Raw genomic sequence first — 13,942 nt, 5'->3', positions numbered from 1 at the left:
TGCTCCCGGGTCATGTGCGGCGCCGCAGCCGCAGTGCGGCCCCGCCGGCCACCGCGCCGGTCAGGGCGGCGAGGGAGGCGGTGGTCGCCCAGCGGGCGGTGCGGGAGGGCTCCGGCGGCCGGTCGGCGAGGCGCTCGGGCCGGTCGCTCGGCAGGTTGCCGTCCATCGCGAGGGCCAGCACCTCGGCAAGGTGCAGGGCGCGGCGGCCGGTGTCGCCCTGCTCGATCTGGGTGCGGCAGCTGAAGCCGTCGGCGAGGAGCAGACTGCCGGGGGCCGCCTCGCGGACGGCGGGCAGGACGCCCTGTTCGGCGACGGCCATGGACACCTCGTGGTGGCCGCGTTCGAAGCCGAAGTTGCCGGCCAGGCCGCAGCAGCCCTCGTCGAGGACGTCGGCGTCGAGGTGGGCACGGCGCATCAGCTCGCGGTCGGCGTCGGACTTCATGACGGCGTGCTGGTGGCAGTGGGTCTGCACGGTCGCCTGCCGGGCGAGCCGCGGCGGCCGCCAGTCGTCGGGCGCGTGGTGGACGAGTTGCTCGGCGAAGGTGCGGACCTGCCCGGCGAGCCGGCACGCGTCCTGGTCGGCGGGCATCAGCTCGGGCGCGTCGGCCCGGAACACGGCGGTGCACGAGGGTTCCAGGCCGATGACCGGGGTGCCCGCCTCGAGGTAGGGGCGCAGCACGTCCAGGGTGCGGCGGAGCACCTTCTTGGCGACGGTGAGCTGCCCGGTGGAGATCCAGGTGAGGCCGCAGCACACCGGCTTGCCGGGGACGGCGACCCGGAAGCCCGCGTCTTCGAGGACCCGTACGGCCGACATCGCGATGGAGGGGTGGAAGTAGGTGCTGAAGGTGTCGGGCCACAGCACCACGGTCCGCGGGTCGGCCGGGTCGGGCTCCTCGGTGCCGCGCTCCTGCCACCACTCGACGAAGGACTGTTCGGCGAAGACCGGCGCCGGCCGGGCGCCGTCCACGCCCGCCAGCCGCTTGCCCAACTGGGCGAGGCCGGGCGCGTGCAGCGCGCTGTTGACGAGCGAGGGGGCGATCCGCGACAGCCGCGCCCACACTGGCAGCCAGCCCATCGAGTAGTGGGCGGCGGGGCGTTTGCGGCCCTCGTAGTGGTGGGCCAGGAACTCCGCCTTGAGCGTCGCCATGTCGACCCCGGTCGGGCAGTCCGACTTGCAGCCCTTGCAGGCCAGGCACAGGTCGAGGGCGTCGCGGACCTCGGTGGAGTGCCAGCCGTCCTTGACGGCGGAGTCCGCATGCCCGTCGAGCATTTCGAACAGCAGCCGGGCCCGGCCGCGCGTGGAGTGCTCCTCCTCCTTGGTGGCCCGGTACGAGGGGCACATCACGCCGCCGGAGTGGCTGCGGCAGTTGCCGATGCCGACGCAGCGCATGACCGCGCGCGTGAAGGAGTGCTCGTCCTCCGGATAGCCGAAGTGGGTGTCGGGCGTGGCGGGGCGCCAGCCGGAGCCGAGGCGCAGCTGCCCGTCGACGGGGTTGGGGCGGACGACCTTGCCCGGGTTCATCCGGTCGCGTGGGTCGAACAGGGTCTTCAGCTCCCCGAAGGCGGTCACGAGCCGCTCGCCGAACATGCGGGTGAGCAGTTCGCCCCGGGACTGGCCGTCGCCGTGCTCGCCGGACAGCGAGCCGCCGTAGGAGGCCACGAGGTCGGCGGCGCGCTCCAGGAACCGGCGGAAGTCCCGTACGCCCTCGGCGGTCTTCAGCCCGAAGGGGATGCGGGTGTGCACACAGCCCTGCCCGAAGTGCCCGTACAGGGAGGGGTGGTCGTAGCCGAACTCCTCGAACAGTTTCTTCAGGTCGCGCAGGTAGTCGCCGAGCCGCTCCGGCGGGACGGCCGAGTCCTCCCAGCCCTCCCAGGTCTCGCGGTCGTCCGGGGGACGCGCGGTGACACCGAGCCCGGCCTCGCGGGCCCTGAGCATCTTCTCCTCGCGGTCCGGGTCGTCGGAGAAGGCGACGTTCGCGTCCTTCTCACCGCGCCCGATGGCGCGCAGCAGGGCGTGCGCCTGTTCGTCGACGTCGTCCTGGCTGTCGCCGGCGTACTGCACCATCAGCCAGCTGTCGCCTTCGGGAAGGACGTCGAGGGAGTCCAGGTAGGCGCCCTCCTCGCGCATCAGCTGTGCCATCCGCCCGTCGAGGGCCTCCAGTTGGCTGGGCGAGCAGTGCTCTAGGAGGTGCGACACGTCGTCGGCGGCGGCGCAGATGTCGTCGTAGCCGAGCACCAGCAGCGACTTGTACGGCGGCACCGGCACCAGGTCGAGTTCGGCGCGCAGCACGGTCACCAGGGTGCCCTCGCTGCCGACCAGGGCCCTGGCGACGTCGAAGCCGTTCTCGGGCAGCAGGGAGTCGAGGTTGTAACCGGAGACCCTGCGGGGGATCTTGGGGTAGCCGCGGCGGATGTCGGCCAGGTACTCGGTGACGATGCGGTCCAGGCCGTCGTAGAGGTCGGCGAGCCGGCCGCCCTGGGCGGTGATCCGCTCGCGTTCGGCGGCGGACGTCGGTCCCACCCAGGCGCGGACGCCGTCGTAGGTGAGGATCTCCAGGCGGCGCACGTTGTCCACGGTCTTGCCGTACGCCTGCGCGGAGGCGCCGCAGGAGTTGTTGCCGATCATGCCGCCGAGCGCGCAGTGGCTGTGCGTGGACGGCTTCGGTCCGAACTGAAGCTTGTGATCGGCCAGTTGGCGGTTGAGCTCGTCCAGCACGATGCCGGGCTCGACCACGCAGGTCCGCGCCTCGGGGTCCACCGAGACCAGCGCGTCGCAGTACTTGCTCCAGTCGATCACGACGGCGGTGTTGGTGGACTGTCCCGCCAGGCTGGTGCCGCCGCCGCGGGAGAGGACGGGGGCGTCGAACCGGGCGCAGACCGCCACGGCACGCGCCCCCGCCTCGACGGTGCGGGGGACGACGACACCGATGGGGACCTGCCGGTAGTTCGAGCCGTCCGTGGCGTAGGCACCGCGGCTGCCCGCGTCGAAGCGGATCTCGCCGTCCACCTCGGCGCGCAGAGCCGTCTCCAAGCCGGTCACGTCCGGAGGGGTCATCTGCTCACGTCCTCGATATCGCCCGACGTCCTTGCACGGTCATGGACGGGCGAGTACCCCGGGATCGCCTGGTGGAACGGAGCGTCACGACCAGCCGCCCGCCCAACTAGTCAGATACAACTGAACAGTTTCAACTGGACAGCCTTGCCTGACGGCCATAGAGTGGGCGGCATGGAGCACATCTCCGACTCCGCGACCCGCACCGCACGCGACCTGCGAGTGGTCTTCAGCCGGCTGCGGCGTCGCATCCGCGAGGTCGCGCGGGACGAGGACAACAGAGTCCTGACTCCGTCCCAGGAGTCGGCGCTCACCCTGGTCGGCAAGCACGGCGCGGCCACGGCCAGCGCCCTGGCCGCCGCCGAGGGCGTGCGACCGCAGTCGATGGCCACCACGCTGGCCGCGCTGGACCAGCACGGTCTCATCCGCCGGGCCCCCGACCCGGACGACGGCCGGCGTCAGCTGGTCACCCTCACCGAGGCCGGCCGGGCCCGTGTCGAGGGCAACCGGCAGGTCCGCGAGGAGTGGCTGGCCCGGGCCTTCCAGGACCGGTACACCGAGGAGGAGCGGCAGACCGTGCTGAAGGCGCTGGCCCTCCTGGAACGGCTCTCGCAGCCCTGACGCCGGGACTCGCCCGGCGTGCCGCGCCGGATGTCCGGCCCTCGCCGGGCTCGACCGCCGGCCGGTCACCATCGGGACCGCCCTCGGTGCACCGCCGGCCGGGACGTCCGGCTGGTCCCGACGCTCCACCCGGCCACCGTCGTCGCCGGCCGCCGCGGCCGGCCGGTGGGCGCGTACGGCCCACACAGGCTCCGTCCGCCTGCGGTCTCCTTCCCGGCCCGCGCCGGCACCGCCGGCCGCACGGCCTTGCCCTGTTCACACCCGATTCACACCCGCCGGCTCGACACCGCTGCCGACGGCGACCCTCCGGGCCGTCCCGCGGCCCCTCACCTCGAAAGGCCTGACCATGGCACTGACCGCCCTGGACCCCCGTACCGCCCTCGTCGCGATCGACCTCCAGAACGGCATCGTGGGCATGCCGACCCAGCCGCACACCGGCCCGGACGTGGTGGCCCGCACGGCCGAGCTCGCCGACGCCTTCCGGGCCCACGGCCTGCCCGTGGTCCTGGTCCGGGTCTCGTTCGCCCCCGACTGGGCCGACGCCGTTCCCGGCCGCACCGAGCGCCAGGCACGCGGCCTCACCTTCCCGGAGGGCTGGGACACCGTGGTCGACGAGCTGAGCGGCCACCCCGGCGACATCCGCGTCACCAAGCACAACTGGAGCGCCTTCCACGGCACCGACCTCGACGTCCAGCTGCGCCGTCGCGGCGTCACCCAGATCGTGCTGACCGGCATCGCCACCAGCATCGGCGTCGAGTCCACCGCCCGCGACGCCTACGCCCACGGCTACCACGTCACCCTCGCCACGGACGCGATGGCCGACAGCGACCCGGAGGCGCACCGGGGCAGCGTCGAGCGGATCTTCCCGAGGCTCGGCGAGTCGGGTACGACGGCCGAGGTGCTGGAGCTTCTTACCAAGACGCACGGCTGACCGCCGGCCGGGCCCCTTGCGGAGGGCGAACAAACGTCCAGACAAGGGGCCGGGTTAGCATTCGGCCACGCGCACGTGCCACCCAGGCAACGGGTGGCGATCAAAGGGGGCTTGGAAACCGGATGCCGGTCAAGGTCAGCGTCATCGTCCCCGTGTACAACCCCGGGCCCTACATCGAGGACTGCATCGCCTCGATGCTGCGGCAGTCGCTGCCTCCCGACGAGTTCGAGGTGATCTTCGTCGACGACGGCTCCACGGACGGCACCCCGGCCCGCCTGGACGCCCTCGCCGCCGAGCACCCGCACATCCAGGTGATCCACCAGGAGAACTCGGGGTGGTCGGGCAAGCCCCGCAACGTCGGCATCGAGGCCTCACAGGGCGAGTTCGTGATGTTCGTCGACAACGACGACTACCTCGGCGACGCAGCCCTCGAACGCATGTACGAGTACGGGGTGGCGAACAAGGCCGACGTGATCGTCGGAAAGATGGCCGGGAAGGGCCGCCCGGTGCCGGTGGAGCTGTTCCGCCGCAACCATCCGCACGCCACCGTCGAGAACGCCCCCCTGATCGACAGCCTCACCCCGCACAAGATGGTCCGCCGCGCCTTCCTGGACCGTACCGGCCTGCGCTTCCCGGAGGGCCGGCGCCGCCTGGAGGACCACGTCTTCGTCACCGAGGCGTACCTGCGGGCCGACAACGTCTCGGTGCTCAGCGACTACGTCTGCTACTACCACGTCAAACGGGACGACGCCTCGAACGCGGGCTTCCAGCGCTTCGACCCGGTCGGCTACTTCAAGAACCTCCGCGAGGCCCTGGACGTCGTCGAGCGGTACACCGAGCCGGGCCCGGTGCGCAACCGGCTGATGCGCCGCTGGCTGCGCGTCGAGATGGTCGACCGGATGAGCGGGCGCCGCCTGCTGGCCCTGCCGGACGACTACCGCCGGGACCTCTTCCAGGAGATCCGCGGGGTGATCCTCGAGCGCTTCGGGCCCGGCGTGGCCGCCGGACTGCGCCCGGGACAGCGGATCGCCGCCGCGCTGATCCGCGAGGACCGCTACGACGAGCTGGTCGCCCACGCCGAGTGGGAGAGCGGCATCGCCCCCAAGGCCGTACCGACCGCGGCGGAGTGGCGGGACGGCGGGCTGCGCATCGAGTTCACCGCCGAGTACCACTCCGCCGGCCGCCCGCTGACCTTCGCCGCGGACAGCACCGGCGCGCCCGCCGACGGCGTGCCCCGGGATCTCGACGAGGCGATCGTCTGGCTCGGCGCGGCCGCCGTGAACGGCTTCGGGAAGGCCACCGCCGACCTGATCCTGCGCGACCGCGCCAGTTCCGCCTCCTTCCTCCAGCGGGCCGAGCTCACCCGCGAGCGCGTCCCGGCCGAGGACGGGCGGATCCGGCTGGTGCTGAGCGCCACGGCCACCGTCGACCCCGCCGCGGCGGCCGGCGGTGCCCCGCTGTACACCGGGCTGTGGGACGCGTACGTCCGGGTCGGCCTGGGCGGCTGGTCCAAGGACTGCCGGCTGGGCCCGGCCCCGCACCACGGCCGTCCCGTACCGCCCGCGGGCGTGGTCGACGGCCGGGTGGTGCTGCCGTACTGGACCAAGCAGTACGAGAACTTCTCCCTGGACGTGGACCGGGCGACCAAGTCCCTGGGCCTGACCGCGCTCACCCCCGAGGACGCGGCGGTCTCCGGCGACGGGCTGCTCAGCCTCGCGCTGCCGCTGTACGTCGCCGACCGGACCGACGTCCTGCTGCGCTGGACCGGCACCGCGTCGGGCGGCCCGCTCCAGGCATCCGGGACGCTCACCCCCGCCGACGGGAACGGCTCGCTCCTGCGGACCGGGCTGCCCCTGTCCGCGATGCAGGGGGCGGTGTGGCGGCCGGAACTGTGCCTGGCGCCGGAGGCGGAGACGCCTCGTTTCCTCGCGCTGCCGCTGGCCCTGCGCGTGAGCCGGACCGGAGACGTCGAGGTGTCGGGGCCGCCGGTGCCCGGCCCGGTGCGACGGCTGCTGCGCACGGTGCGGCGGATCGCGGGCGCGGCCCGGCGGAGGATGACATCCACGGACGAGACACGGAGGGCGTGACGAGGTGCGGGCACTGGAGATAGCGGACGCCTGGGTGCTGGAACCCAAGGTCTTCCCGGACTCCCGGGGCAGCTTCCACGAGTGGTACCGGGGCGAGGAGTTCCGCGAGGCCACCGGCTACGACCTCGAGCTCGCCCAGGCCAACTGCTCGGTGTCGCGGCGGGGCGTGCTGCGCGGGATCCACTTCGCCGACGTACCGCCCGGTCAGGCCAAGTACGTCACCTGCGTCCGGGGCGCCGTCCTGGACGTGGTGGTGGACATCCGTGTCGGCTCGCCCACCTTCGGCCGCTGGGAGGCCGTACGTCTGGACGACGACACCCGGCACGCCGTGTTCCTCGCGGAGGGGCTGGGGCACGCCTTCATGGCGCTCACCGACGACGCCACGGTGGTGTATCTGTGCTCGGCCGGGTACGCGCCGGGGCGCGAGCACGGGGTGCACCCGCTCGACCCCGATGTGGGCATCGCCTGGCCGGACGGCATCGAGCCGCTGCTGTCCGAGAAGGACGCGGCGGCCCCGTCACTGGCCGAGGCGGAGCGGTCCGGACTGCTTCCCACCTACGCGGACTGCTCCGCCCACTACGAGCGGCTGCGCGGTCAGGACTTGGCGTAGCGCTGCTTCAGCGCACTCCGCTTGTTGGTGCCCTCGGCGTTCCGGCCCTTCTCGATGATCACCAGATTGTGGTAGAAGTGCACCGCCACGACGTTGAGGTCCGTGTAGCTCGGCTGGTAGTTCTCGTCGACGAACTCCTCGTAGTTCAGCCCGTCCGTCAGCCGCTTCAGCATCCCCATGCTGGTGTTCGGGTCGTCGCGGTCCTCGCTGCCCATCCATTCCGGCCAGTACGACGACTGCGTGTCCTCGACGGCGTAGATGCCACCGTCCTTGAGCCGGGGGAAGAGCGTGGCGAACGTCGTGAGCACGTGCGGGCTGCGGTGACTGCCGTCGTCGATGATGACGTCGAGGTCACCGATCTTGTCGGCGACGGCGTTCAGGGACGAGGGGTCGGACTGGTCGCCGATGAACGTCGTGATGCGGTCCTCGTCGACGAATGACTTGTCCTGGATGTCCATTCCGAAGATCTGCGCCTTCGGGAAGAACGCCTTCCACATACGCAGCGACGCGCCGCCCTGCCCGGCCCGGCTGTAACCGCCGACGCCGATTTCCAGCAGATTGAAGGACTCCTTCTTCAGGTGCTGGAGATGGCGCTGGTAGTGCTGGGTGTAACGGTGCGTCCCCCACTTGTCCGTCTTGAAATGCACGGCGAGCTTGTTGAGATCGTTGGAGATCGCGTCGAGTCCGCTCGGCTTGGAGGGCTTGGCGGGCTGCGTCCACTTGCTGACACGACGCTTCAGCCGACGCAGCACCCGCATGTTCTTCTCGCCCAATGCGGACTTCACGGTCTCACGAATCGACATCGCTGGATATTCCTTTCAAGATGTGCGGCAGTGCTTCGTGCAGGGCGGACCGCCAGTCCCTGAGCGGTGCCAGACCGGCCTCCCGCCACCGGTCGTGCCCGAGGGCGCTGTAGGCGGGCCGGGGCGCGGGCCGGATGAAGGCCCGGCTGTCGGTGGGCCGCACCCGGTCCGGGTCGGCGCCGGCGAGCCGGAACACCTCCCGGGCCAGTTCGTACCAGCTGGCCTCGCCGGAACCGGTGGCGTGGAAGACACCGTGCGCGCCGGTGTCCCGGTGGAGCTCCGCGCCGAGGTCCGCGATCCGGGCGGCGACGTCCGCGCTCCAGGTCGGCTGCCCGCGCTGGTCGTCGACCACGTCGAGGGTGTCCCGGCGGCCTTCCAGCTCCAGCATCGTGCGGACGAAGCTGCGGCCGTGGACGCCGTACAGCCAGGCGGTGCGCACGACGGCGGACGCGCCCGGGAGTTCCTCGAGGACCGCCCGCTCCCCGGCCAGCTTGGTGCGGCCGTACGCGGTGCGCGGCGCGGGGGGATGGTCCTCCGGGTAGGGGGTGCCGCGGGTCTCGCCGGAGAAGACGTAGTCGGTGGAGACGTGGACCAGACGGGCGCCGTGCTCGGCGCAGGCGCGGGCGAGCAGCCGCGGCCCATCGCCGTTGATGGCGAGGGCCCGTGCCTCGTCGGTCTCGGCGTCGTCGACGGCCGTGTAGGCGGCGCAGTTGACGACGACCTCGGGCCGGTGTTCTCCGAAGGCCCGGCGGACGGCGCCGGGGTCGGTGATGTCCAGGGCGGCGCGGTCCAGTCCCGTCACGTCCGCGCCGCGCCGCAGCAGTTCCCCGACGGTGTCACGGCCGAGCATCCCGCCCGCGCCGGTGATCAGCCACCGCATCAGGCCCCCTGCTGGGCGCGCCGCTTCAGCGGTTCCCACCAGGCGCGGTTGTCCCGGTACCAGCCGACCGTGCGGGCGAGGCCGGTGGCGAAGTCGCGGCGCGGCCGGTAGCCCAGTTCGTCGCGGGCCTTGCTCCAGTCGACGGAGTAGCGCAGGTCGTGGCCCTTGCGGTCGGTGACGTACTCCACCCGGTCCCAGTCCGCCCCGCAGGCTTCGAGGAGCAGCCCGGTGAGTTCCTTGTTGCTCAGCTCCGTGCCGCCGCCGATGTTGTACACCTCGCCGGGGCGGCCCTTGGTGCGCACCAGTTCCACGCCCTGGCAGTGGTCGTCGACGTGCAGCCAGTCGCGTACGTTGCGTCCGTCGCCGTACAGCGGGACCTTGTGGCCGTCGAGGAGGTTGGTGACGAACAGCGGGATGACCTTCTCCGGGAACTGGTGCGGCCCGTAGTTGTTGGAGCAGCGGGTGACCCGCACGTCCAGGCCGTGGGTGCGGTGGTAGGCCAGGGCGAGCAGGTCGGAGGAGGCCTTGGAGGCGGAGTACGGGGAGTTGGGCGCGAGCGGGTGGGTCTCGGGCCAGGAGCCGGAGTCGATGGAGCCGTAGACCTCGTCGGTGGAGATGTGCACGAACGGGCCGACGCCGTGGCGCAGGGCCGCGTCCAGCAGGGTCTGGGTGCCGGCCACGTTGGTGAGCACGAACTCGCTCGCCCCCGTGATCGAGCGGTCCACATGGGACTCGGCGGCGAAGTGCACCACCTGGTCGGCCTCCGCCATGAGCTTGTCGACCAGATCGGCGTCGCAGATGTCGCCCTGGACGAACTGAAGGCGGGGATGGCCGGCGGGCAGGTTGGCGAGCGTGCCCGCGTAGGTCAGCTTGTCCAGCACGGTGACGCGCGGCGCGTCGGGCGTGTCGTCGGCGAGGAGCGAGCGGACGTATGTGGAGCCGATGAACCCGGCGGCGCCGGTGACGAGGAGATTCATGAACGGATCTGCACCTTGCTGTGGTCTCCGAGGACGAGTCGGTGGGCACTGGGCAGGCCGGCCGCAGGAGTCACCTCGGTGTGCCGGCCGATCAGCGAGGACTCGATCCTGCCCACCCCGTCGATGGAGGAGTCCCGCAGCACGATGGAGAACTCCAGCTCGCTGTCCGTGATCCGGCAGTTCTCCGCGATCGAGGTGAACGGGCCGACGTAGGAGTCGGCGACCACGGTGCCCGATCCGATGACGGCCGGGCCGACGATCCGCGAGTTGGCGATCCGTGCCCCCTCCTCGACGACCACATGTCCGACGGTCTCGGACAGTTCGTCCACCTCGCCGTCGATGCGCCGCTTCATGCCCTCGAGGACGATGCGGTTGACCTCGAGCATGTCACCGACGTTGCCGGTGTCCTTCCAGTAGCCCTTGATGACCGTCGAGCGGACGTCGGCGCGGGCGTCGATGAGGTGCTGGATGGCGTGGGTGATCTCCAGTTCGCCCCGCCAGGACGGCTTGATGGCCCGCACCGCCTCGTGGATCACGGGGGTGAACAGGTAGACCCCGACCAGGGCGAGGTCGCTCTTGGGGTGCTCGGGCTTCTCCTCCAGGCCGATCACCTGCCCGGTCGGGTCGAGCTCGGCGACACCGAAGGAGCGGGGGTCGGGGACCTGGGTCAGCAGGATCTGCGCGTCGGGCCGGCTCGTACGGAAACTTTCGACCAGGTCCCGGATGCCGCCCACGACGAAGTTGTCCCCGAGGTACATCACGAAGTCGTCGTCGGCGAGGAACTCCCGCGCGATCAGCACCGCGTGGGCGAGGCCCAGGGGACGCTCCTGGGGTATGTAGGTGACCTCCAGGCCGAACTTGGAGCCGTCACCGACCGCTTCCTCGATCTCGGCGGCCGTGTCGCCGACGATCATGCCGACCTCGGTGATCCCGGCCGCCGCGATGGACTCCAGCCCGTAGAAGAGCACCGGCTTGTTGGCCACGGGGACAAGTTGTTTGGCCGACGTGTGGGTGATCGGCCGTAGCCGGGTACCGGCACCGCCGGAGAGCACCAGAGCCTTCATCTGCCACACCTTATCGGTGACGGTCCGGGAACGGACCTTTGTTCCGTGCCGGATTGTTACGACAGTATGGCTCTGGCGCTACGTGCTGTCCGCCCGGTGGTGAATCGGTTCAGGTTCGGTTCAGGTTCAGTCCTCGCCGCGGACGATGGTGCCGTCCTGGCCCTGGGCCGCCTCCCGTGCGGCACCTCGGTCCAGGACGGCCGGCAGGCAGGTCCGCACTCCCTTGCCCCGCCGTCGACGGGCCTTCGACCAGCCTGTCTCGGGTATGCCGACGACGGGTTTCTCACTGCTCTGCGCGGTCACGACTTCTCAACTTCTCTCTTGCTGCCTGCTTGCCGTCTTCTTGCTGCCTTTTTGCTGGCTTCTTGCCGCTTTTTCACGCACGGCCCCCGCCGCCACCGCCGAACGATCCGCTCGAACCGGGCTCCCAGCGCGGGCGGCGCTGGTCGGCGGCCCGCTTGGTCCCGGTCGGGTTGAGCTGGTGCGGGGTGAGCCGCTCGCTCTCGTCCGCCGCCCGGGGCACCTCGTCCCATGCGCGCACCTCGCGCTCCTCCTGCACCGGCCCGGAGACCGGGCGTGTGGGCTGCTCCTCCGGCCGGGGCGGCCCCGGCTCGCGCCGGCGCACCCGGAAGCCCATCCGGAAGGCCCAGATCAGCCCGGCGACGACGGCGACGCCCACGACGAGGATGGCGATGTACCCGAAGGTGGAGACGGCTCCGGCGGCCTCATTGATCGCAGTGTCCATGGACGGCGGGTACCCGGACGGGCGCGGCGGATGCCTGGTCGGGCAGGCCCGGCGTGGCGCGGGTCGGCCGTCTCACCCGCGGAGTAGCGTCTCGGGACGATGTCGGAGCTACCGGACCTATCAGAAATGTCGGACGACGGCGATGTCCTCGAGCGGTACACGGTCACCGCGCCCCACCCCGGCCGGGCCCTGGTGCGCTGGGCCACGACCACCGACCACAAGGTGATCGGCCGGCTCTACATGGCCACGTCCTTCTGTTTCTTCCTCCTCGCCGGGCTGCTGGCGCTCGCCATGCGCGCCGAGCTGGCCCGTCCGGGCCTCCAGTTCCTGAGCCTCCAGGGCTACGACCAGTTCGTCACGGTCCACGGCACGATCATGATGCTGCTGTTCGCGACGCCCATGTTCGCCGGGTTCGCCAACGCCGTCATGCCGCTCCAGATCGGCGCCCCGGACCTGGCCTTCCCGCGGCTGAACGCGCTGTCGTACTGGATGTACCTCTTCGGCGGCCTGATCGTGGTGTCCGGCTTCCTGGTGCCCGGCGGGGCGGCGGCGTTCGGCTGGTTCGCGTACGCGCCGCTGAACAGCGCCTACTTCTCCCCCGGCGCGGGCGGTGACCTGTGGGCGATGGGGCTGGTGGTGTCGGGCGTGTCGACGACCCTGACCGCGGTGAACTTCATCGCCACGATCATCTCCCTGCGCGCCCCCGGCATGACCATGTTCCGGATGCCGATCTTCACCTGGAACGTGCTGTTCACCTCGATCCTTGTGCTGCCCGCGTTCCCGGTGCTGACCGCGACGCTGCTGGCGCTGGAGGCGGACCGGAAGTTCGGGGCGCACGTGTTCGACGCGACGAACGGGGGCGCGCTGCTGTGGCAGCACCTGTTCTGGTTCTTCGGGCATCCGGAGGTGTACATCGTCGCGCTGCCGTTCTTCGGGATCGTCACGGAGATCCTGCCGGTGTTCTCCCGCAAACCGCTCTTCGGCTACCTGCCGCTGATCGGCGCGACCATCGCGATCACCATGCTGTCCGCGGTGGTGTGGGCGCACCACATGTTCGCCACGGGCGCGGTGCTGCTGCCGTTCTTCTCGATCATGTCCTTCCTGATCGCGGTGCCCACCGGGATCAAGTTCTTCGCCTGGATCGGAACCATCCGGTACGGCTCGCTGTCGTTCGAGACACCGATGCTGTGGTCGATGGGCTTCATGGTGTCGTTCCTCCTGGGCGGGCTCAGCGGGGTGCTGATCGCCTCGCCCCCGCTGGACTTCCACCTCACCGACTCGTACTTCATCGTGGCGCACCTGCACTACGTGCTGTTCGGCACGGTGGTGTTCGCGATGTTCGCCGGCTTCTACTTCTGGTGGCCCAAGATCACCGGGAAGATGCTCGACGAGCGGCTCGGCAAGCTGCACTTCTGGCTGCTCTTCCCCGGGTTCCAGCTCACCTTCCTGGTGCAGCACTGGCTGGGCGAGGCCGGGATGCCCCGCCGGTACGCGGACTACCTGCCCGACGACGGGTTCACACTGCTCAACACCCTCTCGACGGCCGGGGCGTTCCTGCTCGGCGTCTCCACGCTGCCGTTCCTCTACAACGTCTGGCGGACCGCGACCCGGGCGCCCGTCGTCACGGAGGACGATCCCTGGGGGTACGGGCGGGGCCTGGAGTGGGCGACGTCCTGCCCGCCGCCGCGGCACAACTTCGTGGCACTGCCCCGGGTGCGGTCGGAGTCGCCCGCCTTCGACCTGCACCACCCGGCGATCGTCAAGAAGGCCCAGGAGGAGGGCTATCGATGAAGACCGAGGCGTACCTGTTCGGTGGCGTGGCGCTGTTCTTCGCCGGGACCGCCGCGCTCTACGGCGTGTGGTCGGGCGAACCGGCGGGCACGGCGGCCCTGATCATCGCCTCGGGGATGGGGGCCGTGGTCGCCTTCTTCTGCGCGGTGCAGTACCGGCGCCGGGGGACACGCCCCCAGGACCGCAAGGACGCCGAGGTCGCCGACGGCGCCGGCCCGGTGGCGTTCTTCCCGGACGAGAGCCACTGGCCGGTGCTCACGGCCCTGGGCTTCGCGCTGGCGGCCACCGGGGTCGTGTTCGGACTGTGGCTGTTCCTCATCGGTCTCGGCGTACTGGCGCTCGGTGTGTTCGGGATGGTGTTCCAGTACGCGCACCGGTGAC

13 protein-coding genes are annotated in these 13,942 nt (G+C 71.1%); 6 read left to right on the top strand and 7 right to left on the bottom strand.

What is annotated here, in order from left to right; translation table 11 throughout:
* Positions 1 to 10: 10 nt before the first annotated feature.
* Complete coding sequence (locus ACWGJM_RS24885) at positions 11 to 3,055, bottom strand: FAD-binding and (Fe-S)-binding domain-containing protein (RefSeq protein WP_453413897.1); 3,045 nt, start codon at positions 3,053 to 3,055, stop codon at positions 11 to 13.
* A gap of 171 nt (positions 3,056 to 3,226) precedes the next feature.
* Here ACWGJM_RS24885 and ACWGJM_RS24880 point away from each other — a divergent pair, with 171 nt between their 5' ends.
* The 4 genes from ACWGJM_RS24880 to rfbC all read left to right on the top strand — a co-directional run bounded on the left by ACWGJM_RS24880 (position 3,227) and on the right by rfbC (position 7,301).
* Positions 3,227 to 3,673, top strand: a complete 447-nt coding sequence (locus ACWGJM_RS24880; RefSeq protein WP_453413896.1) for a MarR family winged helix-turn-helix transcriptional regulator — start codon at positions 3,227 to 3,229, stop codon at positions 3,671 to 3,673.
* A gap of 346 nt (positions 3,674 to 4,019) precedes the next feature.
* Complete coding sequence (locus tag ACWGJM_RS24875; protein WP_453413895.1) at positions 4,020 to 4,604, top strand: hydrolase; 585 nt, start codon at positions 4,020 to 4,022, stop codon at positions 4,602 to 4,604.
* A gap of 122 nt (positions 4,605 to 4,726) precedes the next feature.
* A complete protein-coding gene (locus ACWGJM_RS24870; protein WP_453413894.1) occupies positions 4,727 to 6,691 on the top strand; it encodes a glycosyltransferase family 2 protein in 1,965 nt (654 codons plus the stop codon).
* Between the two features lie 4 nt (positions 6,692 to 6,695).
* Positions 6,696 to 7,301, top strand: coding sequence for a dTDP-4-dehydrorhamnose 3,5-epimerase (gene rfbC, locus ACWGJM_RS24865; RefSeq protein WP_453413893.1), 606 nt, complete (start codon positions 6,696 to 6,698; stop codon positions 7,299 to 7,301).
* On the opposite strand, the gene ACWGJM_RS24860 is transcribed toward rfbC, so the two are convergent.
* From ACWGJM_RS24860 to ACWGJM_RS24835, 6 genes are all read right to left on the bottom strand, one after another.
* Positions 7,286 to 8,104 (bottom strand): hypothetical protein, encoded by an 819-nt coding sequence (locus ACWGJM_RS24860; protein WP_453413892.1) that lies wholly within the window; start codon positions 8,102 to 8,104, stop codon positions 7,286 to 7,288. The two genes, rfbC and ACWGJM_RS24860, sit on opposite strands and share 16 nt — an antisense overlap.
* Positions 8,091 to 8,984 carry a dTDP-4-dehydrorhamnose reductase gene (gene rfbD / locus ACWGJM_RS24855; RefSeq protein WP_453413891.1) on the bottom strand — a complete coding sequence of 298 codons (894 nt, stop codon included), beginning with the start codon at positions 8,982 to 8,984 and terminating at the stop codon, positions 8,091 to 8,093. Before rfbD ends, ACWGJM_RS24860 begins: the two co-directional genes overlap by 14 nt.
* Complete coding sequence (rfbB, locus tag ACWGJM_RS24850) at positions 8,984 to 9,961, bottom strand: dTDP-glucose 4,6-dehydratase (RefSeq protein ID WP_453413890.1); 978 nt, start codon at positions 9,959 to 9,961, stop codon at positions 8,984 to 8,986. The genes rfbD and rfbB overlap by 1 nt, the downstream gene beginning before the upstream one ends.
* Complete coding sequence (locus ACWGJM_RS24845; protein WP_453413889.1) at positions 9,958 to 11,025, bottom strand: glucose-1-phosphate thymidylyltransferase; 1,068 nt, start codon at positions 11,023 to 11,025, stop codon at positions 9,958 to 9,960. Before ACWGJM_RS24845 ends, rfbB begins: the two co-directional genes overlap by 4 nt.
* Positions 11,026 to 11,151: 126 nt before the next feature.
* Entirely contained in the window at positions 11,152 to 11,328 is a 177-nt protein-coding gene (locus ACWGJM_RS24840; RefSeq protein WP_453413888.1) for a hypothetical protein, read from the bottom strand.
* A 73-nt stretch (positions 11,329 to 11,401) separates the two neighbouring features.
* The gene (locus ACWGJM_RS24835; RefSeq protein WP_453413887.1) at positions 11,402 to 11,770 is read right to left on the bottom strand and encodes a DUF6479 family protein; all 369 of its coding nucleotides are present in this window, start codon (positions 11,768 to 11,770) and stop codon (positions 11,402 to 11,404) included.
* A 126-nt stretch (positions 11,771 to 11,896) separates the two neighbouring features.
* On the opposite strand from ACWGJM_RS24835, the gene ctaD reads away from it, so the two are divergent.
* Together ctaD and ACWGJM_RS24825 are read left to right on the top strand one after the other, a co-directional pair.
* On the top strand, positions 11,897 to 13,561 hold the full coding sequence (ctaD, locus tag ACWGJM_RS24830; RefSeq protein ID WP_453413886.1) for an aa3-type cytochrome oxidase subunit I: 1,665 nt from the start codon (positions 11,897 to 11,899) through the stop codon (positions 13,559 to 13,561).
* Entirely contained in the window at positions 13,558 to 13,941 is a 384-nt protein-coding gene (locus ACWGJM_RS24825; RefSeq protein ID WP_453413885.1) for a cytochrome c oxidase subunit 4, read from the top strand. Before ctaD ends, ACWGJM_RS24825 begins: the two co-directional genes overlap by 4 nt.
* Position 13,942 lies beyond the last annotated feature (1 nt).

Source organism: Streptomyces sp. NPDC054834, assembly GCF_053611185.1.
Note: the sequence above shows the minus strand (reverse complement) of the source record. Positions and strands in the feature narration are given on the sequence as shown.

Bases quoted from the DNA above. Each gene is read 5' to 3' on its own strand.
- rfbD (WP_453413891.1), bottom strand. From the start codon at position 8,984: ATGCGGTGGCTGATCACCGGCGCGGGCGGGATGCTCGGCCGTGACACC.
- ctaD (WP_453413886.1), top strand. From the start codon at position 11,897: ATGTCGGACGACGGCGATGTCCTCGAGCGGTACACGGTCACCGCGCCC.
- ACWGJM_RS24835 (WP_453413887.1), bottom strand. From the start codon at position 11,770: ATGGACACTGCGATCAATGAGGCCGCCGGAGCCGTCTCCACCTTCGGG.
- ACWGJM_RS24885 (WP_453413897.1), bottom strand. From the start codon at position 3,055: ATGACCCCTCCGGACGTGACCGGCTTGGAGACGGCTCTGCGCGCCGAG.
- rfbB (WP_453413890.1), bottom strand. From the start codon at position 9,961: ATGAATCTCCTCGTCACCGGCGCCGCCGGGTTCATCGGCTCCACATAC.
- ACWGJM_RS24870 (WP_453413894.1), top strand. From the start codon at position 4,727: ATGCCGGTCAAGGTCAGCGTCATCGTCCCCGTGTACAACCCCGGGCCC.
- ACWGJM_RS24845 (WP_453413889.1), bottom strand. From the start codon at position 11,025: ATGAAGGCTCTGGTGCTCTCCGGCGGTGCCGGTACCCGGCTACGGCCG.
- ACWGJM_RS24880 (WP_453413896.1), top strand. From the start codon at position 3,227: ATGGAGCACATCTCCGACTCCGCGACCCGCACCGCACGCGACCTGCGA.
- ACWGJM_RS24860 (WP_453413892.1), bottom strand. From the start codon at position 8,104: ATGTCGATTCGTGAGACCGTGAAGTCCGCATTGGGCGAGAAGAACATG.
- ACWGJM_RS24825 (WP_453413885.1), top strand. From the start codon at position 13,558: ATGAAGACCGAGGCGTACCTGTTCGGTGGCGTGGCGCTGTTCTTCGCC.
- ACWGJM_RS24875 (WP_453413895.1), top strand. From the start codon at position 4,020: ATGGCACTGACCGCCCTGGACCCCCGTACCGCCCTCGTCGCGATCGAC.